Raw genomic sequence first — 24852 nt, 5'->3', positions numbered from 1 at the left:
GTCTCGTACGAGAACACCTTCGGCACGATCAACGCCCCCATTCGGGTCAGCGTTGCTTCGACCGATGGACTCCGCCCCCCTGAGAAGTGACAGTTTCCCCTGAGAAGTCGTTCCGGGTGCTGAGACGACGGCCCCGGCCAGTCCCGGCCGACCCCGGCCGGTCCCCAGACCCGGCCTCAGGCGTGGGCGCGGTGCAGGGCGACGATGCCGCCGGAGAGGTTGCGCCACTCCACGCCGGACCAGCCGGCCTGCGCGATGAGCGCCGAGAGGCCGGCCTGGTCGGGCCAGGCCCGGATCGACTCTGCGAGGTAGACGTAGGCGTCGGGCGCGGAGGAGACCCCCGTCGCGATCGCCGGCAGCGCCCGCATGAGGTAGTTGAGATAGACGCCGCGGAAGGCCGCGTTCGTCGGGTGGCTGAACTCGCACACCACCAGGCGACCGCCCGGCTTGGTCACGCGGCGCAGCTCCTCGAGGCCGCGCAGCGGGTCGACGATGTTGCGCAGCCCGAAGGAGATCGTGACGGCGTCGAAGGAGGCGTCGGCGAAGGGCAGCCGGGTGCCGTCACCCGCGGTGAAGGGCAGGTGCGGCCGGTGCTGCTTGCCCACCCGCAGCATGCCGAGGGAGAAGTCGCAGGGGACAACGGTCGCGCCGCGGTCGTGGAACGGCTCGCTCGAGGTGCCGGTGCCGGCCGCGAGGTCGAGCACCCGCTCCCCGGGCACCGGGGCGACGGCCTTGATGACCTCGTGCCGCCAGCGGCGGTCCTGCCCCAGCGAGAGGACGTCGTTGGTCAGGTCGTAGCGGCGCGCGACGGTGTCGAACATCCGACGGACGTCGGTGGGCTGCTTGTCCAGGTCGGCACGGGCCACGGGGACGACCTTCTACTTCGCGAGGCTGTCGAGGATCTCGACCGCCTCCTGGCCGGTGAAGCCGTTGCCGTTGGCGAGGTAGGTGACGTCGCCGGCACCGACCTGGCAGTAGACCGAGGTCGGCTTCTCGGCGGCGTCGACCTTCTGCCCCTGCGGCACGGGAGCCGACCAGGCCGAGCTGCAGATGCCGTCGCCGACCTTCTCCAGCGAGTAGGCGCCGCGGGCGTAGCCGTAGGTCTCCGGGTCGGGCACGGGGCCCTGCGGGAGGAACGGACCGGCCGGGGCGGCGATCACGGTGATGGTGAGCTGCGACTTCAGGTCGGCGGTCTGGTAGGCCCGCAGCTCGACGGGAGCGTCGTACTGCTTCTTCAGGGCCGCGACCGCGGAACCCTGGATGGAGCCCTGCTCGTCGAGGAACTGCTGGGCCTGGGAGGCCTGCTCGCCGTTGGCGTCGACCTCCTTCTGCGCCAGCACCTCGACCGCGGTGAGCCCGCCGGGCAGGGTGTCGGGCAGAGCGGCGACACCGGTGGCACTGTCGGCGGCCTTCGGCAGGCCGATGGCGAACCCGCCGACCAGCGCGAGGGCGGCGGCGCCGCCGAGGATGCCGAGGACGGCGGTGCGGGCGGAGGAACGAACAGCGGTCACGCCGACAGACGGTAGCCGACCGCTGCGTCGAGCCGGTCGCCGGCCACTGCACGGGCCCGCGTACGCTGATCGGATGTGACGTCCTTCGCCGAGCCCCACGCGCCGCTGGTGGCGCGTTCGGTCGTGCTCGACCAGGACACCGCCTCCTCCCTGCTCGACCTGCTGCCCGACCGCGGACCGCTGTGCTGGCTGCGCCGCGGAGAGGGCATCGTCGGCTGGGGCGAGGCCGCCTCCATCCGCACCGCGGGCGCCGACCGGTTCGCCGACGCCGACGCCTGGTGGACCACCCTGACCGGCCGCGCCGTCGTCCGCGACGAGGTGAACCGCCCCGGCTCGGGTCTGGTCGCCTTCGGCTCCTTCGCCTTCGCCGACGCCCCCGGCGAGTCGATGCTCGTCGTGCCCGAGGTCGTCGTCGGACGGCGCGGCGGGGTGACCTGGCTGACCACGGTCTCGCGCGGCGGCCTGGACGTCGAGGGCCACCTCGCGCCGGTCGAGCCCGTGCGCGCACCGTCGGGCATCGTCTTCGCCGACGGCGCCCTCGACGGCGAGCGCTGGATGAGCGTCGTCGCCGACGCGGTGGCCCGGATCGGCCGCGGCGACCTGGAGAAGGTCGTCCTGGCGCGCGACCTGCTGGCCACCGCCGACGACGACGTCGACGTCCGCTGGCCGCTGCAGCGCCTGGCCGAGGATTACCCGATGTGCTGGACCTTCCACGTCGAGGGTCTCTTCGGTGCGACCCCCGAGATGCTGGTGCGCCGCGAGCGCGGTCTGGTGACCTCGCGGGTGCTGGCCGGCACGATCCGGCGCACCGGCGACGACGAGCACGACCTCGCCCTCGCCGCCGCGCTGGCCCGCTCGTCGAAGGACCTCGAGGAGCACGAGTACGCCGTCCGCTCGGTCGCCGACGCGCTGGGCCCGTACTGCTCGTCGTTCAACGTGCCCGAGTCGCCGTTCGTGCTGCACCTGCCCAACGTGATGCACCTGGCCACCGATGTGGCCGGCGTCGTCGACGACGCCCGACCCGTCTCCTCGTTGCGGCTGGCCGAGGCCCTGCACCCCTCGGCCGCCGTCGGCGGCACCCCGACCGAGGTGGCCGTGGCCCTCATCGAGGCGATCGAGGGCATGGACCGCGGCCGCTACGCGGGCCCGGTCGGCTGGATGGACGCCGCCGGCGACGGCGAGTGGGGCATCGCCCTGCGCTCGGGGCTGATCGAGGGCCGCACCGTGCGGCTCTTCGCCGGGTGCGGGATCGTCGGCGCCTCCGACCCCGAGGCCGAGCTCGCCGAGACCCAGGCGAAGTTCGTGCCCGTGCGCGACGCCGTCTCGCCGTCCGCCTGAGGTCCGGACGGCGTCCGCCCGCCGCCAGGTCGGAGATCGGCGTCAGAGATCGGCGCCGTCGGCCAGCCGCGTGTAGGCCAGCCCCTCCTGCGGCAGGAAGGCGTTCATGTGGCCGTCGATGATGCCCAGGCCCGCCTCGGAGTAGACCTTGTCGTGGATGGCGAGGGTGCGCGGCGCCTTCACCTCGCGGGCGAAGTCGACGGCCTCCGAGGCCTTCAGCCACGGCGCGGAGACGGGTGCGCAGAGCACGTCGACCGGCTCGCCGGGGAGCGTAAGGGCGTCGCCGGGGTGGTAGATCCGGGTGTCGCCGACAGTGACGACGTAGCCGCTGTTGGTGAAGCGCGGGAACTCGGGGTGGATGACCGCGTGGAGTTCGCCGACCGCACGCACGGCCAGGCCGGCCGCCTCGAACCGCTCCTCCGGCGCCACCACGGTGATGCGCTCGGCCAGGTCGGGAGCGTCCTCGCGGATGCGGGCCGCCACCGCCGCGATGGTGAGGATCGGCGCATCGGCGCGGCGCAGCCGCTCGGGCTCGTAGTGGTCGGGGTGCTCGTGGGTGATCAGCACCGCGCCGGCGCCGTCGACAGCCTCGGGGTCGGTGAACACCCCGGGGTCGAGCACGATCGTGGCGCCGTCGTGCTCGATGCGGACGCAGGCGTGACCGAACTTCGTGATGCGCATGACCCCCACCGTAGTCAGCGCGGGAATCCGCTCGCGCGGCCCGCACGGGTCGGCCACACTCGGCGCCGTGGGTGGTGTCGTCGTCTCCGGGTTGCTGACCGGCTGGGCGATCGCGGTGCCCGTCGGCGCCGTCGCGGCGCTCATCGTCACCCTGACCGCCCGCACCTCGTGGCGGGTCGGCGCCGGTGCGGCCCTCGGGGTCGCGAGCGTGGACGCCGGGTACGCCGTCGTCGCGGTCGTCGCCGGCGCCTGGGTGGCCTCGCTCCTCGAGCCGATCGCCCGGGAGCTCGGCATCGTCTCGGGACTGGTGCTGCTGGCGATGGCCGGGCTCGCGGCACGGCACGCCGTCCGCGACCGTGCGGCGACGTCGCCCGCGGACGACGCCGATCGGCGTCCGATGACCGCCGGGCGCGCCTACGTGCTCTTCCTGGGCATCACGGCGCTGAACCCGGCGACGGTCGTGTACTTCGCCGCGATCGTGCTCGGCAACGACCACCTCACCTCGGGGGTGGGCCAGGCGGTGGTGTTCGTCATGGCGGTGGCCGTGGCCTCGGGCTCGTGGCAGCTGCTGCTGGCCACGGGCGGTGCGGCGCTCGGGCGCACCATCACCGGGCCGCGCGGTCGGCTCGTGACGGGCCTGGTCTCCGCGGTCGTGATCGCGGCGCTGGCGGTGCGCACGATCGTCACGGCCTGAACCTGGTTCTCGGCTGAAGGCGCCACGTAGGTTCGACCCATGACCGCTCCCCTGCTCGGCATCACCGGCGCGACCGGTGCGATCGGCGGCGCGGTCGCCGCCGCCCTGGCCGATCTGCGTCCGCGCCTGCTGGTCCGCGACCCGGCGAAGGCCGTCGACCTCGGCGGCGGGGTGCGGCGCTGCGTGTACGGCGACCCGCATGCCGCCGAGGCGCTGGTGGGGGTCGACGTGCTGCTGCTGGTCTCCGGTCACGAGTCGGCGACCCGACGGGCCGAGCACCGGGCGATGGTCGAGGCGGCCGCGGCCGCCGGCGTCGCGCACGTCGTCTACCTGTCCTTCGTCGGCGCGGCACCCGACGCCACCTTCACCCTCGCCCGCGACCATGCCGACACCGAGGCCGCGCTCGCGGCGTCCGGCCTCGCGATCACCCTGCTGCGCGACAACTTCTACGCCGACCTCCTGCCCCACTTCGCCGACGACGCGGGCGTGCTCCGGGGCCCGGCGGGCACCGGCCGGGTCGCGGCCGTCGGCCGGGCCGACGTCGCCGACGTCGCCGCCGCCGTGCTGCGCGCGCCGCACGAGCATGTGGGCGCGGTCTACGAGCTCAGCGGACCCGAGGCCCTGACGATGGATGAGATCGCCGCCCGCGCCGGCGCGGTGCTGGGCCGCGACCTCCGGTTCGAGGACGAGACGGTGGAGGAGGCCTACGCCTCGCGCCGGGCGGCCTACCCGGGCACACCGGACTGGCAGCTCGACGCCTGGGTGAGCACCTACACCGCCATCGCCGACGGCTCGTTCGCGCGGGTGAGCGACGACGTCGAACGGATAACCGGTCGCCCGGCCCGCACCCTGGAGACCATCCTGCGGGCATGACCGTCACCCTGCGCCCCCTCACCCCGGACGACGCCGAGGCGCTGGCCCTGCTCCACGTCGAGGTCTGGGAGGCCGCGTACGGCGACCTCATGCCGGCCTCGATCTTCGTCGAGCGGCGGGCCACCCTGCCCGAGCGGGTCGAGCGATGGCGCCTGGCGGCCACCACCTCGCCGGCCCGCACGATCGTCGCGATCGACGACGCCGGCCGGCTGGTCGGCTTCTCCTCGGACGGCCCCTCCCGCGATGAGGACCTCCCCGATCTGCACGAACTGTGGGGCCTCTAGGTCGACGCTGCGGCCTGGGGCACCGGCGTCGGGCACCGCCTCCTCGGCACCGCGGTCGGCGACGCGCCCGCGTTCCTCTGGGTGCTCGCCGGCAACGACCGGGCCATCGACTTCTACGCCCGCCACGGGTTCGGCTTCGACGGCACCTCGCGGACCGACGAGCTCGGGACGGAGCTGCGGATGCGGCGGTGAGGGCCGTCAGGTTTCCCCGGTCAGCCGGGGAAACCTGATGTTGATGGGCGAAGTTTCGCCCCACAACATCAGGTTTCGCCCCCCAAGTGCTCGCCTCCCGACCATGCGCGGACGCCGCACGCCCGTGTCCCCCGCGCCCGCGGTCAGCCCGTCAGGTGGTGCACGAAGCACCAGCGCCAGTCCTCGCCGGGTTCGGCGGACTGCATGACCGGGTGGGCGGTGTCGTGGAAGTGCCGGGTGGCGTGCTGGCCGGGTGAGGAGTCGCAGCAGGCCAGGTAGCCGCAGTCCAGGCACAGCCGCAGCGCCACCCACCGGGTGCCCTCGCGCAGGCAGTCGGCGCACTCCAGCCCCTCGGTCGGGGCGACCACGGCGTCGTACTGCTCGAGGTCGTGGCACCGGTCGCCGGCCGAGAACCGCAGGACGCCGTACTGGCGCAGCTCGTCGCGCTCGGCGGTGGCGATGTCGATCATCGACTCCTCGACGTCGAGCGTGGCCAGCACCTCGGCGACCACCTCGGAGGCGACGCGCCCCTCGTTGCGGATCTCCAGGATGCGCCGCCGCTCGGCCTCGATCATCGCCAGCCGCACGCGGGCGTACAGCTCGGACGGCGTCTCCTCCCCCGCGACCGTGCCGAGACGTTCCCAGGCGGAGAAGTTGCGCTGGTCGACGCGCTGCCGGATGAGCGGGACGACGCCGTGCGGGTCGTCGTACTCGAGCTCGTCGAGGGTCGCGAAGCCGGCCTTGGACGCCTGCTGGAGCAAGGTGGCCCGGGCGAGCGCGTCGTCCATCGGGTCGGGGCCGCGGACGTCGAGGCGGCGGGCCAGCCACGGCAGGCTGAGCCCCTGGAGGAAGAGGGTGCCGGCCACGACGGTGAAGGCCACCAGCAGCAGGATCTCGCGGTGCTCGGTGTCCAGTGGGATGACGAAGGCGGCGGCCAGGGTGACGACGCCGCGCATGCCGGCCCAGCCGAGCAGGAACGTCGAGGTCAACGGCGGGGCGACGCCGGTGTGCGGCTCGGGTCCCGGCCGCACGAGGAGGAACCGCGCCGGGAAGACCCACACGAGGCGCAGCACGATCACCAGCACCAGCGTGCCGAGGCAGGTGGCGGTGATGCGGGCGGCCGAGAGCTCGCTCTCCCCGACGTCGCCGATGAGCCGGTGGGCCTGCAGGCCGATGAGCAGGAAGACGACGTTCTCGAGCAGGAAGGCCAGGGTGCGCCAGTTCATCCGCTCGGCGATGCGCGACTGCGCGCTCTGCAGGATCGGGGCGCTGTGCCCGAGCAGCAGACCCGCGACGACGACGCCGATGACGCCGGAGGCGTGCAGCTCCTCGGCGGCGAGGTAGGCCGCGAACGGCACGATGAGGGAGAGCGCGGTGTCGAAGATGGGGTCCTCGACGTGCTTGCGGATCCAGGCGACGACGACGTAGACGACGCACCCGACGGCGGCGCCGCCTCCGGCCGCGAGCAGGAAGTCGAGTCCGACCCTCCAGATCTCGATCCCGGCCCCGCCGGCGGCGATGGCCGTGCGCAGGGCGACCAGGGCGGTGGCGTCGTTGAGCAGCGACTCGCCCTCGAGGATCGTGACGATGCGGCGCGGCAGGCCGATGCGGCGTCCGATCGCGGTGGCGGCGACGGCGTCCGGAGGGGCGACGACGGCGCCGATCGCGAACGCCGCCGGCCACGACAGCTCGGGCAGCAGCGCGTGCACGAGGACCGCCACCCCGGAGGTCGTGAAGATGACCAGGCCGACCGAGAGCAGCAGGATCGAGCGCCTGTTGGCGTTGAAGTCGACCAGCGAGGTGCCGAGCGCCGCGGAGTAGAGCAGGGGCGGCAGCAGGCCGAGGAGCACGATCTCGGGTTCGAGCTCGATCTCGGGGACGGCCGGCACGTAGGAGGCGACCACCCCGACGACGATGAGCACGAGCGGCGCGGGCAGGTCGATCCGTTCGGCGATCGCCGTCACGAGCAGGACCGTCGCCGCGAGGACGACGAGGGCGAGGGCGATCTCCATGGCCCCAGTCTCGCGGGTGGTACGGACGCCGCGCACCTCCCATCGCGGGGGCGGCGTCCCGGGTGTAGCGTCGCGAACGAGATAGTTGGACATCCATGCAAATGACAGGAGCGGCCATGACGGACACGGGAGCGGACCTTCAGCGGATCGGCGTGGTGGGCTGCGGCCTCATGGGCGCGGGCATCACCGAGGTGAACGCGCGTGCCGGCCTCGACGTGGTCGTCGTGGAGTCCAGCGAGGGCGCCGCGGCCGCCGGGCGCGAGCGGCTCGAGCGCTCGCTGCAGCGCGCCGAGGACAAGGGCAAGCTGAGCGAGTCGGCCGCCGACGTGCTGGCGCGGATCTCGATCGTCACCGACCTCGACGCGCTGGCCGACCGGCAGCTCGTGGTCGAGGCGATCGTGGAGGACGAGGACGCCAAGGTCTCCCTCTTCAAGCGGCTCGACACCCTGGTCGCCGACCCGCAGGCGATCCTGGCCTCCAACACCTCCTCCATCCCGATCATGAAGCTCGGCGTGGTCACCTCCCGGCCGACCCAGGTCATGGGCATCCACTTCTTCAACCCGGTGCCGGTGCTGCGGCTGGTCGAGCTCGTGCCCTCGCTGCTCACCTCGCCCGAGACCACCGAGCGGGCGCGCAGCTACGTCGAGGGGCCGCTCGGCAAGTCGGCCATCGACTGTCAGGACCGCGCGGGCTTCGTGGTCAACGCGCTGCTCATCCCGTTCGTGCTCTCGGCGATCCGGATGTTCGAGTCCGGCTTCGCCTCCGCCGAGGACATCGACCGCGGTCTCGTGCTCGGCGCCGCCCACCCCCAGGGCCCGCTGGCGCTCGCCGACCTCATCGGCCTCGACACCGTCAAGGCCGTCGCCGAGTCGCTCTACGAGGAGTTCAAGGAGCCGCTCTACGCCGCCCCGCCGCTGCTCGCCCGGATGGTCGACGCCGGCCTGCTCGGGCGGAAGTCGGGGCGGGGGTTCTACCGGTACTGAGGGCCGGGGCCGGCGGGCTGTTCGAGGTCAGCGCAGCCCGCGCAACAGCGCCGCGGCGAACCCGACCATCCGCTCGCCCTCGAGCCGGCCCTCGAGCAGCAGCCGGCCGAAGCTCTCCAGCACCGCGATCGCGGCGTAGGAGGCCACCTCGACGTCGAGGTCGGGGCCGCCGCGACGCTCGATGCCGACGGCGAGCAGGTCGGCGATCTGTCGCCGGATGCGCTGTCGGTCGCCGTCGATGCGGTCGCGGACGACGGCCGGGGTCGAGTCGCCGGCCACCAGGACCGGCCGCCAGGTGTCGGGGTCGGCGAGCACGCGGTCGATGAGGGCGCGCACGGTGGCGAGGAGGAACGCGTCGGGGTCGCCGTCGGGCAGGCTCTCGGGCAGCACCTCGGCGAGCTGGGTGACCGCGCGCAGCTGCTGGCGGTCGAGAAGCGACCCGAGCAGGTCGCCGAGGTCGTCGAAGGCGCCGTAGACGACCGGGCGGGTGACGCCGGCCTGCTTGGCGATCGCGTCGATCGAGATGCCGGCGTACCCCTCGCGCACGATGATCGCGAGGGCGGCGTCCAGCAGCTGCTCGCGTCGGGTCTCCAACGGCACGCGCGCGGCGTAGGGACGACGGGCGGCGGGCACGCGCGTCACCGTACCCTTCCCATTGCTACACCACTGTAGTAATTTGCCGCGCATGCCTGAGACCACCCCTGCGACACCCGCCCGCCACGAGGACTACGGCTTCTTCGGCCCCGAGTCGGTCACCTGGAAGGTCTGGAGCTACCCGACCTCGCTGACCGTCGGCTTCCAACGCGCGGTCGTCATCGAGGAGCTCGACCCGAACCTCATCGCCGCGGTCGACGCGACCCAGGGCATCTACGCCCGGCCGCGCACCCGCTACGACCGGACCCTGCGCTACTTCTCCCTGGTCGCCTTCGGCGGCAGCCGCGAGACCGCGAAGGCCGCCGACGTCCTGGTCAAGGTGCACTCCAAGGCCATCGGCACCGACCCGGTCCTCGGCACGCCGTACGACGCCAACGACCCGAAGAGCCAGCTGTGGATCCACCTCACCGCCTGGCACTCGATCCTCAAGGCCTACGAGGAGTACGGCCCGGGTCGGCTGAGCGAGGAGGAGGAGCTCCAGTACTGGCGCGAGTGCGCGGTCGCAGCCGAACTGCAGACCTGCGACCCCGCCGACGTGCCCCGCACCCGGGACGGCGTCCGCGCCTACTTCGAGCAGATGCGCCCGACGCTCGTGGGCAGCGAGATCGCACAGAAGGCCATGGCGCACCTGCTCGACGCCGGCGTCATGCTGCCGGAGTACCCCAAGGCCCTCACGCCGATCGCCTGGGCCACCACCCAGGTGCTGCGGGCCGGCACCATCGCCACCATGCCGCACTGGATGCGCCGGATGGGCGGGGTGCACCAGCCGCGCGTCGTCGACGTCGCCGTCAAGCCGACCCTGCGCACCGCCTTCTGGCTGATGAACGCCAACACCGACATCAAGCTGGCCGTCCTCGGCTACCTCTCCCCGGCCACCCGGCCGGTCGTGGAGCCGGTCTTCCGCGGCATCGAGCCGGTCGTCCCCGAGGTCGTCACCCCGGCGCAGGCCCGCGAGCGCTACGGCTACGACCGGCCCGCCGACGCCCACCGCGACCTGCGCGCCCGCCAGGCCGCACGGGTCTTCGGCGAGGGCGCGGCGCCGTCGGAGGAGGGCCTGCTGGAGTCCGAGCCGATCCTCGGCGCCCTCCGCTGAGGACGACGCCCGGTGCGCCTCACTCGATGAGCCGCACCGGATCGCCCTCGACCACCGCCGTCCACGTCGTCACGTCGGTGACCGTGCCCGAGCCGAAGCCGATCTGGATGCGGAACCAGCAGCCGCCCGCCGACGCCTCGTTGCAGGTGTAGCCGGGCGGGATCTGCACCCGGATGTGCTGGGTGCGCCCGTTCCAGCCGTTGGCCGCGCTGATGCCGGTGAGCTGGCAACCGGCCAGGACGCCGGTGACCTTGCCGCTGCCGGTGCAGGTGCCGATCGGCGTCGTCGACTCCGAGGGCGTGAGGATCTGGAGGGTGCCGTTGGACGCCGCGTCGCCGGCGTCGAAGAAGGCGAAGTCGAGCACCTTGCCGGCGCTGGCCGGGATGACCCGCACCAGGTTGAAGACGGTGGTCGCGGCGTTCGCGTTGGCGTAGAGCGTCATCCGCTGCCACCCCGAGACCGAGATGGACGCCGCCGCCGTCGAGACCACCCGCACCGCGAAGCGGTTCGAGCCGTTGCCGGTGACGCTCGGGTCGTCGCCGGTCTGCGCGGTCACCGCCGGGTTGCCGGAGTAGACCCCGGTGACGGCGTCCATCGTGCCGCCGAGGGCGACGTCGGTGCGCACCTGGAGGTAGTGGTCGCCGGCCTCGGTCGGCGTGAAGGTGCACAGCGGCACCCACTGGTGGAACACGGCGGCGAGCCGCTCGAGGTAGGAGGAGCTCGAGGAGCGCAGCGTGCTGGAGGTGATCTGCGAGGCGATGAAGCCCGGGTACTGCCGGGTGCAGCCGGTGATCACCGGCGCCGACTTCGGCTGCAGGCTCGCCGTCGGCGCCCGCATCGCGAACGAGGTGATCGTCGGGGTCTCCGCGCCGACCCGCAGCCCGGCGTTCGCATCGTCGCCCGCGCAGAACTGGTTCGGCGTGCCGCCGGTCGCCGTCCGCGCGTAGCGGGTGAGGGCGTCGACGGTCGTGTACGGGTTGAGGTTGTTGGAGCTCAGCGTGCCGGACGGCGCCGTCGTGCAGCGGCTGTCGGTGGAGGCGTAGGCCGGGTCGTAGAGCTGCACGGTGACCGGCTGGCCGACCGCGGCGGCGCCGATGCGCACCACCAGGAAGTACCCCTGCGGGTCGAACTCGTCGTTGACCGTGCCGGTGCAGCCGTCCTCGCCGCCCTGGCAGGAGCGCGAGGAGTACCGATCGCCCTGGGTCTTGTAGACGTTGGGCCCGTGCACGTTGGCCCAGAACTGCGGTGTGCGCGGACAGCTGGCGCCCAGCGGCGCCACGATCTGGGAGAGGATCGGGCCCAGCAGCGCCGTCCCGTCGGGCTCGTTGCCCAGGGTGTTGCACGGGCTGCCCATCGGGGCGGGCCCGCTGAAGTCGGCCACCGCCGTCGCCGTCATCAGCGACTCGGGATGGCCGAAGCCGGCGGCGAAGGTGTTCTTCACCCGCTCGGCCACCGTGACCCGCAACTGGGACGCGTTGCGGCCCACCGACACCTCCACGACGAGACCCGGACCGATCGTGAAGCCGTTGCGCCGGACGGCGTCCTCGGCCGCCGCCTGCGCGGCGACGAGGTCGTCGGGCAGGTAGGTGACCCCGGCGAGTGCCGCGGCGTCCGCGGCGTTCTGCAGGCGGGCGATCTCGACGTACCAACGGGCGACGTCGACCGAGAGGGCGGCGAGCGGCAGGAAGAGCACGGCGACGAAGATCGCCATGGTGATGGCGATGTAGCCGTCCTCGGGCCGGGCCTCATCGAGGGGCCGGGGACGCCGTCCGGGCCGCCTCACGGATGCGTCCCCGGCAGGCACTGCTCGGCGGCCAGCGGCTCGAAGCGCATGACGCTGCGCTGGGTGATGCCGACACCGCTGCCGAACATGCCGGTGACCCAGGTGTGGCGCGCGGTCAACGCCACCCCGACGGTGTCCTGGTCGACGCTGTTGACGCAGGCGTTGACCGACGAGCTGGCCCAGCTGCCGCTGCCGAAGCGGAAGCGGTTGAGCGCGGCGTCCCAGACGTAGGTGACGCAGTTGCTCGTGCACACGATCGCGGTGTTGCCCTCGGGCAGCGGGTAGCCGCCGCTGTTGGCCTCATAGACGGTGATGGCCGTGATCGAGTCCGCAGGCAGCGCGCTGCCCGCGCGTTGGACGGCGTCGGCCGCGGCCTGCGCGAAGGCAGGTGCCGTGGCGGGCGTGCACGGCGGCGGATTCGACCCCGCCTGGCACACCCCCGGGCCGGCGCCGGCCGCCGACGAGGCGACCCGGGCGGCCGAGCGCACCGCGGCGTTGACCGCGACGCCGTCGCGCAGGAAGAGGCTCATCTCCATCATCCCGATGAGCAGGAGCACGACGAGCGGGGTCAGCAGGGCGGCCTCGACCGCCACCGCGCCGCGTTCCTCACGTCGGGCGCGGTGCCGGGGCAGGCCACCGCTGCGGCGCCGGGGGGTACGCGCCATTCCGAGGTCATCGGCCCGCCCGCGGGCCAGTTGAGCAAATCCCGGTGCCCTCCCTGCGGCGAGCGCCGGTGGTCGAGGTGCGAGCAGCCCGGTGGTCGAGGTGCGGAGCAGCACCGGTGGTCGAGGTGCGAGGAGCGCCAGCGACGAGCCGCGAGACCCGGTGGGACGAGCTGCGGCCGGTACCGCGGAGCACTCGGGTGCGGGGGTCGCGCGGCTCGCTGCGCTCGCACCTCGACCACCGGACCAGCCCCGGGACCAGCCCCGGGACCAGCCCCCGATCAGCCCGGCGTCAGCGCCCGGATCCGCGCGTCCAGCTCACGCCGGTCGGCGCGGCCGATGCGCGCCTCGACGACCTCGAGGCCGCCGTTGGGCGAGGCGAGCAGCTGCTCGAGCTCGGGCAGGCTCTCCGCCCGCGCGTACGGCGTCCGGGTGGCCGCGCACAGCGAGGCGAGGTCGACGCCGTGCGGCGTGGCGAAGAGCCGCTCGAACCGGTCGCCGTAGCGGGGGTCGCCCTGCTCGAGGGTCGCGAAGATCGAACCGCCGTCGTCGTTGGCCACCACGATCGTCAGGTCGGGTCGCGGCTCGTCGGGTCCCAGCACCAGCCCGCCTGCGTCGTGCAGGAAGGTCACGTCGCCGACGAGCGCGATCGCGCGCGTGCTGTGCGACCGGGCGAGTGCCGCCCCGATGGCGGTGGAGAGGACGCCGTCGATGCCGGCGAGCCCCCGGTTGGCCATCACCTTGCGCCGCGCGCCGACCTCGTAGCCGTGCAGCATCAGGTCGAGGTCGCGGATGGGGCTGGAGGGCCCGACCACCAGCAGGGCGCCCGGTTCGACGGCCCGGGCGACCGCACCGGCCACCTCCCAGGGCGTGAGGGCGGGCTCGGCGGCCAGGAGCGCGTCGAGGCGACGGGCCACGGCGCGGTCGGCCTCGCGCCAGCGCGCCAGCCACGGCGAGGCGTCGGGATCGGGGAGGGCCGCATCCGGGTCGACCCGCGCGCCGCGCACGTGGGCGGAGACGGCGAAGGGGCGGGCGAAGCGCCCGGCGTCGTCGAGGTCGAGCACCTCGACGTCGGGCCGCGCGAGGAGCCGCTGCACGGGCCGGGAGAGCGTGGGGTGTCCGGCCACGACGACCCGGCGGATCTCGCCGACCGGCGAGTCGGCCCACTCCTCCCCCGCGCCGAGCAGCAGCCGGTAGCAGCGCAGGGCGTTGCGGCCGGTGCGCGACCCGCTGGACGGCTCGGCGAACAGCGGCCAGCCCGCGGCCTCGGCGAGGCGCCGCGGTGGCGGCCCGGCGTCGTCCCCGGCCACGACGACGGTCGGCACCGACGGGTCGAGCAGGGGTCCCTCGGCCGGCGCGGGGGCGAGTTGGTCGGCCACCGCCGCGGGGGGTGCCGGCGTCCACCGGTCGGTCGGGGTGAGCGGGTCGTCGAAGCGCAGGTTGAGGTGCACCGGAGCGTCGAGTCCGACGCGCGCCCACGGGAGGAGGTCGGGGAGGTCGCCGATCACGGCGACGTCGCGGGTCGGCACGAGCGGGCCGAAGATGCCCGGCTGCTCGGTGGTCTGGTTCGCGCTGGTGCCGGCCAGGCGCGTCGGCCGGTCGGCGCTGAGGACGACGAGGCCCACCCCCGCGTGCACCGCCTCCAGGACGGCGGGGTGGAGGTTGGCCACGGCCGTGCCCGAGGTGCACGTGACGGCGGCGCGAGCACCGGCCCGCGTGAGCCCGAGCGCGAGGAACGCAGCCGAGCGCTCGTCGATGCGGGTGTGCAACCGCAGCACCCCCGCCTCGGCGGCGTCGGCGGCGGCGAAGGCCAGGGGCGCGTTGCGGGAGCCGGGCGCCAGCACCAGCTCGCGCACCCCGGAGCGCAGCAGCAGCTCGATGGTCGCCCGGGCGAGGGCGGTCGCGTCGGCGGTCACGGTCGACCATCCTGCCCGGCATCCTGCCCGGCCTGCCCGGCCGGTGGCGCGTCGCCGTCGAGGAGGGCCGCGACCCGCGCCAGACGCGCACGCCAGTGGGCGTCGCGGTCGGCGGCCGCGGCGAGTCGGTCGAGGGCCTCGGGCAGCACCGCCGGCGGGACCGCCGGCACCGGTAGGACGCCGTCCCGCGGCCGCAGGGGTTCGGCGACGACGTCGTCGGCGAGCAGGTTCACCGTCGCCAGGCCGCAGGCGTAGGGCAGCTCGGGCAGTGCGGCGGCCAGAGCGAGTCCGGTGGCGATCCCGACGGAGGACTCCAGCGCCGAGGAGACGACGACGGGCAGCCCGATGTCCTCGGCGATGCGCAGGCAGGCACGCACCCCACCGAGCGGTTGCACCTTCAGCACGGCCACGTCGGCCGCCTCCAGTTCGCGCACGCGGTAGGGGTCGGCGGCGCGCCGGATCGACTCGTCGGCGGCGATGGGGACGCCGACGCGGCGCCGCACGCGGGCGAGGTCCTCGACGTCGGCGCACGGCTGCTCGACGTACTCCAGCCCGCCCGCCGCACGGTCGAGCACCGGGATGGCCGCCACCGCCTCGTCGGCGTCCCAGCCGCCGTTGACGTCGATGCGCACCCGACCCCGCGCGCCGATCGCGTCGCGCACGGCCTCGAGCCGGGCGAGGTCGTCGGCGCGGGTCTGGCCGCGTTCGGCGACCTTCACCTTGGCCGTCGAGCAGCCGCTGCCCGCGACGATCGCGTGGGCCTGCTCCGGCCCGACCGCGGGCACCGTGACGTTGACCGGGATCTGCGTGCGCAGCGGAGCCGGCCAGTCGCCGGCCGCGGTCTCGCGAGCGCAGCGAAGCCAGGCGGCGGCCTCGGCGTCGTCGTACTCGACGAACGGCGACCACTCGCCCCAGCCGGCCGCACCGCGCAGCAGCACGCCCTCGCGCACGGTGATGCCGCGGAAGCGGGTGGTCATCGGGATCGACCAGACCCGCACCTCGGTCACCGGACTCCTCCCGCGTCACCCGTCACCCGGGCGGCCAGGGCCAGCCGATCGACCTTGCCGTTCTCGAGCATCGGCAGCTCGGCGAGGACGACGAGTTCGCGCGGGGCCCAGGAGCGCGGGTGCTCGGCGGCGACCCACGACCGCAGCCGCTCCAGGTCGACCTGCGCACCGGGAGCCGGGACGACGGCCGCGACGAGCCGGCGTCCCCACTCGGCGTCCTCGACCCCGAGCACGGCGGCGTCGTCGATGTCGGGGTGGGCACGCAGCCGGCGTGCGACCACACCGCCGGGCACGTTGACGCCGCCGGTGACCACGACGTCGTCCAGTCGGCCCAGCACCTCGAGCCGGCCGTCGTGGTCGAGGCGGCCGGCGTCGGAGGTGAGGAACCAGCCGTCGACCAGCACCGAGGCGGTGAGCTCGGGGTCGCCGTCGTAGCCGGCGAACAGCGTGGGCCCGCCGATGCGCAGCCGGCCGTCGGCGCCGACGGCGAGCGCCACGGCGTCGAGCGGCACGCCGTCGTAGACGCAGCCGCCGGCGGTCTCGGCCGATCCGTAGGTCGCCACGGTGCGGACGCCGTGAGCAGCCGCCCGCTCGCGCAGCTCGACATCGATCGGGCCGCCGCCCAGCAGCACCGTGTGCAGGCTCGCGAGCGCCGCGCGGTCGGCGTCCCCCGCATCGCCCGGTGCGGCCAGCAGGCGGTGCAGCTGCGTGGGCACGAGGGAGACGAAGCGCTCCCCCGCGGGCATCGCCGCCACGGCGGCGGCGAAGGTCGGATGGTCGGCCAGCACGGTCGGGGCGTGCCCGGCGGCCAGCGACCGGCACACCACCTGGAGCCCGGCCACGTACGTCGGCGGCAGCGCCAGCAGCCACGGGCCGCTCGCTCCCAGACGTGCCGCCGAGGCGCGCACGGATGCCGCGACCGCGGCCCGCGGCAGCACGACCCGCTTCGGGCGCCCTGTCGACCCGGAGGTCTCCACGATCCAGGGCGCAGGCTCCTCGGCGGCGTGCCACCAGGCGGTGATCGCGGCGACGGCGTCGGCGTCCGAGGCACCGGCCTCGACCCCGGGCACGGGTCGGCTGCGATCGCTCACGAGACCGCACGGTAGCCCCCGGTCCGTGACGACGGCCCCGCGGTGTTGAATCACCCGCATGGCAACCCCCGCTCAGTGGCTGGCCGGTGCGCGCCCGCGCACCCTCCCCGCCGCCGTCGCCCCGGTGCTCGCCGGCACCGCGATCGCCTTCTACGACGACGCCGCCGTGTGGTGGAAGGCGCTGCTCGCCCTGGTGGTGAGCCTGGCGCTCCAGGTGGGGGTCAACTACGCCAACGACTACTCCGACGGCATCCGCGGCACCGACGACGACCGCGTCGGCCCGATGCGGTTGGTCGGCTCCGGCGCCGCACCGGCCGCGGCGGTCAAGCGCGCCGCGTTCCTCTCCTTCGGCGTCGCCGCGGCCGCCGGACTCGTGATCGCTGCGACGACGGCCTGGTGGCTGGTCGCCGTCGGCGCGGTCAGCGTCGTGGCCGCCTGGTACTACACCGGCGGCTCCAAGCCCTACGGCTACCTCGGCCTCGGCGAGGTCATGGTCTTCGTCTTCTTCGGCCTGGTCGCGGTCATCGGCACCGCCTACGTGCAGACCGAGACCTGGGCCTGGGCGCCGCTGTGGGCCGCCATCGGGATCGGCGCCCTGGCGTGCGCGATCCTCGTGGTCAACAACCTGCGCGACATCCCCACCGACAGCCAGGTGGGCAAGCGGACGCTCGCGGTCGTGCTCGGCGATCGGCGCACCCGCGGGCTGTACGTCGTCCTGGTCGCCGCCGCCGCGCTCGCGGTGATCGCCCTGGCGGCTGCGACCTCGTGGTGGGCGCTGCTGGGCCTGGGCTTCCTCGTGATCGCCCGCCGGGGAGTCACCACCGTCACCGGCGGCGCCGTCGGCCCGGGACTCATCCCGGTGCTGGGCGCGACCGGCATGGCCGAGCTGGCGTGGGCGGTGCTCACCGCCGTCGGGCTCGCACTGGCCGCCTGATCAGGCGTCGAGGTCGTCGTCCTCCTTGGCGCGCATCTCCTCGAAGCGCGCCGCGGCCCGACGGGCGCGCTCGTCGACGCGCTGGGCGAACCGCTCGCGCGGACCGTTGAGCAGCACGTAGGAGCCGATGCCGCTCAGCACGAACGCGATGATCACGGCGATGACGACGTCGGCGTCGCCGACCACGAGCAGCCAGACCCCGAGGACGACGCCGAGGGTCGCCCCGAAGAGCAGCAGCCGCAGGACCGTGTAGACGACGAACTCCTTCACGGGTTCAGGGTAGGCGGTGACCAGCAGCCGCCTACATTGGAGGTGTGCTCCGGTTCGTGCTCGTCGTCCTGGTCTTCGCCTGGGCCACCTACGCCCTGATCCGGGTCCTGCAGCGTCGCGGGATCACGCCGCCCCCGAAGGGCGGTGCCCCACGGCCTCGCACACGGCCCGGCACCCCACCGCGCACCGTCGCGCCCGACGACGACGAGGACTTCCTGCGCGAGCTCGACCGGCGTCGCCTGCACCCCGACGACCCCGACCAGCCCTCGACCTGAGTCGCGGCGCCCACCGGGCGCGGAGGACGGCGACGCCGTCCCAGTGCGCACACGGGCTTCCCGCGACATGACGACGGCCCTCCCCTGCCGGGGAGGGCCGTCGTGCTGTCTCAGCGTGCGTCGCGGGGGCCGGGCAGCGCCTGGTCCGCCATGTGGAATCACTTCTCAGGGGAAACTGGCACCGATCGCCCGAAGTTTTCCCTGAGAAGTGACAAATTCACCGGTGCACCGGTGATTCCTGCACGCTCCAGCCCCCGGGAGCGTCCACCCCTCAGACGCCGACGCTCCCGCTGCCCGGGGCGACCTGCACCACCGGCGCCGGTGCGGCGTAGGAGTGCTGGGAGGTCGTGGAGAAGTAGTTGATGCCGATGAAGTTGAACCACAGGGTCGCGGTGCCCACCAGCGCCAGGATGGCAGCGTTGCGGCCCTTCCAACCGGCGGTCGAGCGGGCGTGCAGGTAGGCCGCGTAGACGACCCACGTGATGAACGCCCAGACCTCCTTGGGGTCCCAGTTCCAGTACGACGACCAGGCCTGGTGGGCCCAGATCGGGCCGGTGATGAGCACGGCGAAGGTCCACACCGGGAACGCGAAGGCGTGCATGCGGTAGGCGACCAGGTCGAGGCGGGCCGGGGCGGGCACGCGGGCCATCCAGCCGCGCGGCTGCTTGCCCTTGGCGAGCTGACGCTCCTTGAGAAGGAACAGCACCGAGGTCATGCCGCCGAGGGTGAAGGCGCCGGTGGCGATGCAGGCCGAGATGACGTGGATGACCAGCCAGGGGCTGTTGAGCGCCTCGGTGAGCGGCGCGACGGGGCCGTAGAGCCAGATGACGTCGACCATCAGCATCGCCACGACGAACGTGGTGACCGAGAGCGAGAGCCAGGCGAGCGCGAACTTCTTGTAGAACGCGAGGTAGAGCGCGGCGACGAGGAAGACGCCCGAGAGCGTGAACTCGTACATGTTGCCCCAGGGCACCCGGTTGGGGTCGGCGGCCATGCCGCGACCCACGAGCGCCACGAAGTGGGCGGCCACGCCGAGGCCGGTCAGGATGAGGCCGAGCCGCCCGAACAGGGCGATGCGGTCGGCGTCGCGCTCCTCCGCGGCGGTGGGCGCGGTCGGGCCGAGATCGACCAGGACGCCGCCCGCGGCCGTCGTCCCCGACGTCGTGCCGGAGGTCGCACCGGCCGCGACCTCGACGGGCACCTTGCGCATGGTGCTCCACTCGACGAGGTGCGCGAGCAGCGCGAGGAAGTAGAGGATGCCGGCCGTCGCGACGGCTCGGTTGCTGAGCATCTCCCAGGCGGTGTCGGTCACGATGTCTCCTCTGCGGTCGGCGCGGAACCTCCGCGCACGGCACTGACGATGCTGGCGAGCACGGGCGCGACGTCGCCCCCGCCCGATCGGTCGAGTGCTGCCACCTCGACCAGTGTGCCGGGCGGTCCGGCGTGACCCGAACCGCCGGAATCGCCGGAGCCGCCGGGGTCGCCGTCGTCCATGCGCCGGGCGCGCACCCAGACGCGCCGCGGCCGCAGGAACAGCGAGCCGACCAGGCCGACGAGCGCCAGGACGACGCCGGTGAGGGCGACCATCTTGCCCGGCGTCTGGCTCATCTGGATGCGTACCCACGGCGTGATGTCGTCGAAGCTCACGGTGCCCAGGCCGTTCGGCAGCGCCACGGTCTGGCCGAGGGCGAGGTCGAGCCGGTAGGGCTTGCCGTCCTTCTTCTCCAGCATGGTGGCCTTGGACTTGTCGAGCACGTAGACCGACTGCGGCGAGCCGTTGTCCATGTTCAGGTCGCCGGTGTAGACCCGCATCGACAGCACGGGGTTCTTGTCGTCGCCCATGACGTTGAACGGGTTGCCGTCGACCGAGGCGTAGGTGGGGTAGAGCAGGCCCTCCAGCCCGATGCCCTCGGGCAGGGCGTCAGGGGCCTTGACGACGCCGAAGGACAGGAAGCTGGCGTCGGCGGGCAGGAACGGCGTGGCCCGCGAGTAGACGACGTTGCCCTCGCCGTCGCGGATCGTGATCACGGGGGCGTAGCCGTGGCCGATCAGGAAGACGTCGGTGCCGCCGATGCTCAGCGGGTGGTTGACCCGCAGGTCGTAGGTCTGCTCGGGGGCGTCGGGCGAGGTGCGGTAGCTCAGCGGCGCCTCGAACCCGCGGGCCATGCCCTGGCGGGGGCCGCTGGTGAGCCACTCGATGTTGAAGTCGTCGACCCGGAACGAGAACGGGTTGAGCTGGGAGGCCCGGAAGAGCGACCCCGGCACGAAGTCGTCGTACTGGGTGAGGTTGTTGGAGAAGGTGTCGCCCTGGATGACGATCACGCCCCCCTTGAAGCCGAACATGCCGCCGATGGCGAAGCCGGCCAGCACGATGAGCACCGAGAGGTGGAAGACCAGGTTGCCGGCCTCGCGCAGGTAGCCGCGCTCGGCGCTCACGGCGTCGTCCCCCTCGGCGGCCGGACGCAGCCGGTAGCCCTTGCGGGCCAGGACGGCGCGGGCCCGGGCGAGGACCTCCTCGGGGCTCTCGTCGGTGCGGTAGGTCTCGTGGTCGGGCATCCGGCTGAGGTTGCGCGGTGCCGCCGGCGGGACGGCGCGGGCGGCGCGCCAGTAGACGAACAGCCGCGGCACGATGCACCCGACGAGGGAGACCATCAGCAGGATGTAGACGGCCGCGAACCACACCGAGCCGTAGACGTCGAAGAGGTCGAGCTTCTCGTAGATCGGCGTGAGCGTCGGGTGGGCGTCCTTCCAGTTGCCCGTCTTCAACGAGTCGACGCCCTCCTGCGGGATGACCGATCCCGGCACGGCGGCGAGCGCGAGCAGGAGCAGCAGGATGAGCGCGGTGCGCATCGAGGTGAGCTGCCGCCACGCGAAGCGCAGCAGCTCGCGGAAGGTCAGCTCGCCCGGACGCCGGTCGGGGTGGCGGGTCTCGGGGGCCGAGGGCTCGACGGTGGCGGTCACAGCGGCACCGACCCGGTGCCGATCCGCACCTGCATCCAGGTGATGGCCCAGGTCCACCAGCCGGTCACGAGGAGGAGTCCCACGCATACGAGCATGCCACCGCCCAGGCGGGTGACCCACTGCTGGTGACGGCGCACGAACGCGATCGCCCCGAGCATGCGACGCCACAGCAGCGCAGCGAGGATGAACGGCAGGCCGAGGCCGAAGGAGTAGAAGGCCAGCAGCAGACCGCCGCGGGCGCTGGAGCCGTCGTAGAGGGCGAGGGTGTAGATCGCGCCGAGGGTGGGGCTCACGCACGGCACCCAGCCGACGCCGAAGAGGAAGCCGAGCAGCGGTGCGGCGGCGAGGCCGACGGCGGGGACCTTGTGCACGCGCCACTCCCGCTGGAGCAGCGGCACGAGCCCGATGAACGCCAAGCCGAGCACGATCGCGATGATGCCGAGGACGACGTCGAGCAGGCGGCGGTTGACCACCAGCCAGTCCGAGACGCCGCCGGCCGAGACGCCGAGCAGCACGAAGACGACGCTGAAGCCCAGCACGAACAGCACGGCGCCGGCGAGCATCCGTCCGCGCTGCGCCGAGCCGGCCGCGATCTCGGCGCCTGAGAGGCCGGTGGCGTAGGAGAGGTAGCCCGGCAGCAGCGGCAGCACGCACGGGGAGAAGAAGGAGACGAGGCCGGCGATCACGGCCACCGGCACCGAGAGGGCCAGGGAGCCGGTGAGCACCGTGCTCTGGAACCAATCAGCCACCGGAGCCCCCGGAGCCGCTCGCGTCGGCGCTCTCCTTCAGGACGTCGCCGGCGAGGTCGACGAGGGTCTGCTGCGAGGGCAGCGTGCCGCGGATGCTGGCCGCGACCCGCCCCTCGGCGTCGAGGACGACGAAGGCGGGGATCGTGTTCGGCGTCAGCGTGCCGGGGAACGCCAGCATCTCCTGGCCGCCCGGTGAGTTGAAGGAGGGCCAGGTGACCCCGAAGCGCCGCTCGTAGGCCTTCGCGGCGCTCACGTTGTCGCGCAGGTCGATGCCGAGGAACTGCACGCTGGAGCCGAGCTCCTTCGCCGCGGCGGTGACCTCGTCGGCCTCCGTGCGGCACTCGACGCACCAGGCGCCCCAGACGACGATCACGACCGGCTTGCCGCGGTAGGTGGCGACGTCGAGCGGCTCTCCGTCGAGATCGGTGCCCGTCAGCTCGACCGGCGCATCGCGGTCGGCGGCGTCGAGGGTCGTGATGGTGCCGTCACCGGAGACGTAGCCCTTGTCGCCGCTGGCCTCGAACCGGCTGCACCCGGCCAGCCCGGAGGCGCCGAGCAGCAGCGCTGCGGCCAGGGCGGTCCGGGCGGCCCAGGCGGCAGGACGACGACGCGAGCGGGAGGCGGAGCGGGTCACGAGGGACGGTGCTCCTCGGGGGCGCCGCCCGCGGAGAACGGCGCGCGCCGGTCCTTGGCGGGGATGAGGTCGCCGGCGGGCTCGGAGTAGGAGACCCGCACCAGCGCGTCGTCCTCGAAGTGGAAGGAGGTGAGCGAGCACAGCGTGCACTGGCGCTTGCGCGGGTCGTGCAGGAACGAGCGCTTCTCCACGTGCAGGCGCGTGGTCCAGATCGGCAGCTGGTGGGAGACGATGACGGCCTCGTGCCCGGCGGCGGCGGCCCGCGCGTCGTGCACCGCGCCCATCATGCGGGCCACGATCTGCTTGTACGGCTCGCCCCACGAGGGCTTCCAGGGGTTGTAGAGGTGCTTCCAGGCCGAGGGCTTGCGCAGCGCGCCGTCGCCGACCCCGAACCGCTGGCCCTCGAACTTGTTCTCCGACTCGATGACCCGCTCGTCGGTGACGATCTCGATGCCGCGGGCGGCCGCGAGCGGGCGTGCGGTCTCCTGGGCCCGCTCGAGCGGCGAGCAGCGCAGGTGCGTGATGTCGCGGTCGCCGATCTGGTCGGCGACGCGCTGCGCCATGCGCTGCCCGAGGTCGGAGAGGTGGAAGCCCGGACGGCGTCCGTAGAGCACGCCCTCGGGGTTGTGCACCTCGCCGTGCCGCAGCAGGTGCACGGTGGTCTCGACGGTCATCGGTCTCCTCGGCTGGCCTGCGCGGCCGCGCGGGCGGCGTCGGGCAGGGCGGTGAGCACGGCGTCCAGCGCCTGCTCGTCGTGGGCGGCGGACAGGAACCACGCCTCGTAGGCCGAGGGCGGCAGGTAGACGCCACGGTCGAGCATGGCGTGGAAGAAGGCGGCGTAGGCGCCGACATCGGTGCGGGAGGCGTCGGCGAAGTCGCGCACCGGGCCCTCGCAGAGGAAGACGGAGAACATGGTGCCGGCCGACTGCACGACGTGCGGGACGCCGGCGGCGGTGAACGCCTCGGCGATGCCCTGCTTGACGGTCTCGGCGGCCCGGGAGATGTGGTCGTAGACGGCGTCGTCGGCCAGGCGCAGCGTGGTCAGGCCCGCGGTGGTGGCGATCGGGTTACCCGACAGGGTGCCGGCCTGGTAGACCGGCCCCTCGGGCGCCAGGCGCGACATCACGTCGGCACGACCGCCGAAGGCAGCGGCCGGGAAGCCGCCGCCCATGACCTTGCCGAAGGTGACCAGGTCGGGGGTCCAGCCCTCGACGGCGCCGTCGATGCCCCAGTAGCCCTGGCGGGTGGCACGGAAGCCGGTCATCACCTCGTCGGTGATGAACAGCGCGCCGTGCCGCCGGCAGATGTCGGCGAGGAAGGCGTTGAAGCCGGGCTCGGGCGGGACCACGCCCATGTTGCCGGCGGCCGCCTCGGTGATGAGGCAGGCGATGCGGTCGCCGTGGGCGGCGAACGCGGCCTCGACGGCGGCGCGGTCGTTGTAGGGCAGCACGACCGTCAACGCGGTCGAGGACTCCGGGACGCCGGGGGTGCCGGGCACCGCCAGCGTCGCCAGTCCGGAGCCGGCCGAGGCGAGCAGGGCGTCGACGTGGCCGTGGTAGCAGCCGGCGAACTTCACCACGACGTCGCGGCCGGTGAAGCCGCGGGCGAGCCGGATGGCCGACATGGTGGCCTCGGTGCCCGAGGAGACGAAGCGCACCTTCTCGACCGGGGTGCGGGCCACGATCTCCTCGGCGAGCTCGACCTCGGGCTCGGTCGGCGTGCCGTAGGAGGTGCCGCGGGCCACGGCCGCCGAGACCGCGGCGAGCACCTCGGGGTGGGCGTGGCCGAGCAGCATCGGGCCCCACGAGCAGATGAGGTCGACGTAGCGTGCACCGTCGACGTCGGTGAGCCACGCGCCCTGGGCCGAGCGGATGAAGCGGGGCGTGCCGCCCACCGCGCTGAAGGCCCGGACCGGGGAGTTGACCCCGCCCGGCGTCACCGCCTGGGCCCGCTCGAACAGCGCCCGGGAGGCAGCCGGGTCGACGGGGGTCACGGGCGGGTTCGGCGCGGTCGCCGGGTTCGCATCGGGCACACCTCCATTGTCACCGAGACGACAACCGGACGCGGCGCCGGGGCGGTGGGCGGACGCCGTCCGGGCGCCTGCGCCGAGCGTCGGGAGGCCGCGAGGATGACCGATCGGAGGAGGTGATCGGTGACCGATCTCACCGAGACTGGCGGGTGAACCTCACGGGAGTGGGGAACGAGACCCCCTCGGTGGTCCGATACTCGGAACACCGTGACGCGCGTAACGCGAA

The 24852-nt window shown here is 73.6% G+C and carries 25 protein-coding genes and 1 pseudogene; 9 read left to right on the top strand and 17 right to left on the bottom strand.

What is annotated here, in order from left to right; all coding sequences use genetic code 11:
* Positions 1–176: 176 nt before the first annotated feature.
* Together ABD671_RS21990 and ABD671_RS21985 are read right to left on the bottom strand one after the other, a co-directional pair.
* Positions 177–866, bottom strand: a complete 690-nt coding sequence (locus ABD671_RS21990) for a demethylmenaquinone methyltransferase (protein WP_344735663.1) — start codon at positions 864–866, stop codon at positions 177–179.
* 12 nt (positions 867–878) lie between these two features.
* Positions 879–1511 (bottom strand): hypothetical protein, encoded by a 633-nt coding sequence (locus tag ABD671_RS21985; RefSeq protein ID WP_344735662.1) that lies wholly within the window; start codon positions 1509–1511, stop codon positions 879–881.
* 75 nt (positions 1512–1586) lie between these two features.
* On the opposite strand from ABD671_RS21985, the gene ABD671_RS21980 reads away from it, so the two are divergent.
* Positions 1587–2849 carry an isochorismate synthase gene (locus ABD671_RS21980; protein WP_344735661.1) on the top strand — a complete coding sequence of 421 codons (1263 nt, stop codon included), beginning with the start codon at positions 1587–1589 and terminating at the stop codon, positions 2847–2849.
* A gap of 42 nt (positions 2850–2891) precedes the next feature.
* Here ABD671_RS21980 and ABD671_RS21975 read toward each other — a convergent pair whose 3' ends face one another.
* The gene (locus tag ABD671_RS21975) at positions 2892–3530 is read right to left on the bottom strand and encodes an MBL fold metallo-hydrolase (protein ID WP_344735660.1); all 639 of its coding nucleotides are present in this window, start codon (positions 3528–3530) and stop codon (positions 2892–2894) included.
* Between ABD671_RS21975 and ABD671_RS21970 the strand changes: the two genes are divergently transcribed.
* From ABD671_RS21970 to ABD671_RS21955, 4 genes and pseudogenes are all read left to right on the top strand, one after another.
* Positions 3529–4224 (top strand): LysE family transporter, encoded by a 696-nt coding sequence (locus ABD671_RS21970; protein ID WP_344735659.1) that lies wholly within the window; start codon positions 3529–3531, stop codon positions 4222–4224. The genes ABD671_RS21975 and ABD671_RS21970 overlap by 2 nt on opposite strands.
* A 39-nt stretch (positions 4225–4263) precedes the next feature.
* Positions 4264–5097, top strand: a complete 834-nt coding sequence (locus ABD671_RS21965; protein WP_344735658.1) for an NAD(P)H-binding protein — start codon at positions 4264–4266, stop codon at positions 5095–5097.
* Complete coding sequence (locus ABD671_RS21960) at positions 5094–5381, top strand: GNAT family N-acetyltransferase (RefSeq protein ID WP_344735657.1); 288 nt, start codon at positions 5094–5096, stop codon at positions 5379–5381. Before ABD671_RS21965 ends, ABD671_RS21960 begins: the two co-directional genes overlap by 4 nt.
* Before the next feature lie 12 nt (positions 5382–5393).
* A pseudogene (locus tag ABD671_RS21955) lies at positions 5394–5573 on the top strand (GNAT family N-acetyltransferase); the annotation flags it as partial.
* A gap of 143 nt (positions 5574–5716) precedes the next feature.
* Here ABD671_RS21955 and ABD671_RS21950 read toward each other — a convergent pair.
* Positions 5717–7585 (bottom strand): Na+/H+ antiporter, encoded by a 1869-nt coding sequence (locus ABD671_RS21950; RefSeq protein ID WP_344735656.1) that lies wholly within the window; start codon positions 7583–7585, stop codon positions 5717–5719.
* 116 nt (positions 7586–7701) lie between these two features.
* Between ABD671_RS21950 and ABD671_RS21945 the strand changes: the two genes are divergently transcribed.
* On the top strand, positions 7702–8568 hold the full coding sequence (locus ABD671_RS21945; RefSeq protein WP_344735655.1) for a 3-hydroxybutyryl-CoA dehydrogenase: 867 nt from the start codon (positions 7702–7704) through the stop codon (positions 8566–8568).
* Between the two features lie 27 nt (positions 8569–8595).
* On the opposite strand, the gene ABD671_RS21940 is transcribed toward ABD671_RS21945, so the two are convergent.
* Positions 8596–9201: a TetR/AcrR family transcriptional regulator gene (locus tag ABD671_RS21940; RefSeq protein WP_344735654.1), complete on the bottom strand. Its 606-nt coding sequence runs from the start codon at positions 9199–9201 to the stop codon at positions 8596–8598.
* A gap of 52 nt (positions 9202–9253) precedes the next feature.
* Here ABD671_RS21940 and ABD671_RS21935 point away from each other — a divergent pair, with 52 nt between their 5' ends.
* Positions 9254–10315, top strand: a complete 1062-nt coding sequence (locus ABD671_RS21935; RefSeq protein WP_344735653.1) for an oxygenase MpaB family protein — start codon at positions 9254–9256, stop codon at positions 10313–10315.
* A 19-nt stretch (positions 10316–10334) separates the two neighbouring features.
* On the opposite strand, the gene ABD671_RS21930 is transcribed toward ABD671_RS21935, so the two are convergent.
* From ABD671_RS21930 to ABD671_RS21910, 5 genes are all read right to left on the bottom strand, one after another.
* Positions 10335–12098 (bottom strand): pilus assembly protein TadG-related protein, encoded by a 1764-nt coding sequence (locus ABD671_RS21930; RefSeq protein ID WP_344735652.1) that lies wholly within the window; start codon positions 12096–12098, stop codon positions 10335–10337.
* A complete protein-coding gene (locus tag ABD671_RS21925) occupies positions 12095–12763 on the bottom strand; it encodes a TadE/TadG family type IV pilus assembly protein (protein ID WP_344735651.1) in 669 nt (222 codons plus the stop codon). The genes ABD671_RS21930 and ABD671_RS21925 overlap by 4 nt, the downstream gene beginning before the upstream one ends.
* 278 nt (positions 12764–13041) lie before the next feature.
* Positions 13042–14676 carry a 2-succinyl-5-enolpyruvyl-6-hydroxy-3-cyclohexene-1-carboxylic-acid synthase gene (gene menD / locus ABD671_RS21920; protein ID WP_344735650.1) on the bottom strand — a complete coding sequence of 545 codons (1635 nt, stop codon included), beginning with the start codon at positions 14674–14676 and terminating at the stop codon, positions 13042–13044.
* Positions 14673–15683 (bottom strand): o-succinylbenzoate synthase, encoded by a 1011-nt coding sequence (locus ABD671_RS21915; protein ID WP_425574949.1) that lies wholly within the window; start codon positions 15681–15683, stop codon positions 14673–14675. Before ABD671_RS21915 ends, menD begins: the two co-directional genes overlap by 4 nt.
* The gene (locus ABD671_RS21910) at positions 15680–16774 is read right to left on the bottom strand and encodes an AMP-binding protein (protein WP_344735649.1); all 1095 of its coding nucleotides are present in this window, start codon (positions 16772–16774) and stop codon (positions 15680–15682) included. The genes ABD671_RS21915 and ABD671_RS21910 overlap by 4 nt, the downstream gene beginning before the upstream one ends.
* Before the next feature lie 58 nt (positions 16775–16832).
* On the opposite strand from ABD671_RS21910, the gene ABD671_RS21905 reads away from it, so the two are divergent.
* Positions 16833–17708, top strand: a complete 876-nt coding sequence (locus tag ABD671_RS21905) for a 1,4-dihydroxy-2-naphthoate polyprenyltransferase (RefSeq protein ID WP_344735648.1) — start codon at positions 16833–16835, stop codon at positions 17706–17708.
* Here the strand turns inward: ABD671_RS21905 and ABD671_RS21900 are convergent, their stop codons facing one another.
* On the bottom strand, positions 17709–17978 hold the full coding sequence (locus ABD671_RS21900) for a DUF4229 domain-containing protein (RefSeq protein WP_344735647.1): 270 nt from the start codon (positions 17976–17978) through the stop codon (positions 17709–17711).
* Between the two features lie 44 nt (positions 17979–18022).
* Between ABD671_RS21900 and ABD671_RS21895 the strand changes: the two genes are divergently transcribed.
* On the top strand, positions 18023–18253 hold the full coding sequence (locus ABD671_RS21895; RefSeq protein ID WP_344735646.1) for a hypothetical protein: 231 nt from the start codon (positions 18023–18025) through the stop codon (positions 18251–18253).
* A 271-nt stretch (positions 18254–18524) separates the two neighbouring features.
* Here ABD671_RS21895 and ccsB read toward each other — a convergent pair whose 3' ends face one another.
* Genes ccsB through hemL form a run of 6 tightly spaced genes read right to left on the bottom strand, consistent with a single transcriptional unit; the run spans position 18525 to position 24590 of the window.
* Complete coding sequence (gene ccsB, locus ABD671_RS21890; RefSeq protein ID WP_344735645.1) at positions 18525–19565, bottom strand: c-type cytochrome biogenesis protein CcsB; 1041 nt, start codon at positions 19563–19565, stop codon at positions 18525–18527.
* Complete coding sequence (resB, locus tag ABD671_RS21885; RefSeq protein ID WP_344735644.1) at positions 19562–21214, bottom strand: cytochrome c biogenesis protein ResB; 1653 nt, start codon at positions 21212–21214, stop codon at positions 19562–19564. Before resB ends, ccsB begins: the two co-directional genes overlap by 4 nt.
* Positions 21211–21963 carry a cytochrome c biogenesis CcdA family protein gene (locus ABD671_RS21880; protein WP_344735643.1) on the bottom strand — a complete coding sequence of 251 codons (753 nt, stop codon included), beginning with the start codon at positions 21961–21963 and terminating at the stop codon, positions 21211–21213. The genes resB and ABD671_RS21880 overlap by 4 nt, the downstream gene beginning before the upstream one ends.
* Positions 21956–22597 (bottom strand): TlpA family protein disulfide reductase, encoded by a 642-nt coding sequence (locus ABD671_RS21875; RefSeq protein ID WP_344735642.1) that lies wholly within the window; start codon positions 22595–22597, stop codon positions 21956–21958. The genes ABD671_RS21880 and ABD671_RS21875 overlap by 8 nt, the downstream gene beginning before the upstream one ends.
* On the bottom strand, positions 22594–23271 hold the full coding sequence (locus ABD671_RS21870; protein WP_344735641.1) for a histidine phosphatase family protein: 678 nt from the start codon (positions 23269–23271) through the stop codon (positions 22594–22596). Before ABD671_RS21870 ends, ABD671_RS21875 begins: the two co-directional genes overlap by 4 nt.
* Complete coding sequence (gene hemL, locus ABD671_RS21865) at positions 23268–24590, bottom strand: glutamate-1-semialdehyde 2,1-aminomutase (RefSeq protein WP_344735667.1); 1323 nt, start codon at positions 24588–24590, stop codon at positions 23268–23270. Before hemL ends, ABD671_RS21870 begins: the two co-directional genes overlap by 4 nt.
* Between the last annotated feature and the right edge of the window lie 262 nt (positions 24591–24852).

The sequence above is a fragment of the Nocardioides fonticola genome, from assembly GCF_039536805.1.
Lineage (GTDB): Bacteria > Actinomycetota > Actinomycetes > Propionibacteriales > Nocardioidaceae > Nocardioides > Nocardioides fonticola.
The sequence above is the reverse complement of the archived record's forward strand: the minus strand, read 5'-3'. Positions and strand labels throughout refer to the sequence as shown.

Coding starts and splice junctions, on each gene's coding strand:
- ABD671_RS21970 (WP_344735659.1), top strand. CDS start 3,529: ATGACCCCCACCGTAGTCAGCGCGGGAATCCGCTCGCGCGGCCCGCAC.
- ABD671_RS21975 (WP_344735660.1), bottom strand. CDS start 3,530: ATGCGCATCACGAAGTTCGGTCACGCCTGCGTCCGCATCGAGCACGAC.
- ABD671_RS21965 (WP_344735658.1), top strand. CDS start 4,264: ATGACCGCTCCCCTGCTCGGCATCACCGGCGCGACCGGTGCGATCGGC.
- ABD671_RS21960 (WP_344735657.1), top strand. CDS start 5,094: ATGACCGTCACCCTGCGCCCCCTCACCCCGGACGACGCCGAGGCGCTG.
- ABD671_RS21950 (WP_344735656.1), bottom strand. CDS start 7,585: ATGGAGATCGCCCTCGCCCTCGTCGTCCTCGCGGCGACGGTCCTGCTC.
- ABD671_RS21945 (WP_344735655.1), top strand. CDS start 7,702: ATGACGGACACGGGAGCGGACCTTCAGCGGATCGGCGTGGTGGGCTGC.
- ABD671_RS21935 (WP_344735653.1), top strand. CDS start 9,254: ATGCCTGAGACCACCCCTGCGACACCCGCCCGCCACGAGGACTACGGC.
- ABD671_RS21925 (WP_344735651.1), bottom strand. CDS start 12,763: ATGGCGCGTACCCCCCGGCGCCGCAGCGGTGGCCTGCCCCGGCACCGC.
- ABD671_RS21905 (WP_344735648.1), top strand. CDS start 16,833: ATGGCAACCCCCGCTCAGTGGCTGGCCGGTGCGCGCCCGCGCACCCTC.
- ABD671_RS21870 (WP_344735641.1), bottom strand. CDS start 23,271: ATGACCGTCGAGACCACCGTGCACCTGCTGCGGCACGGCGAGGTGCAC.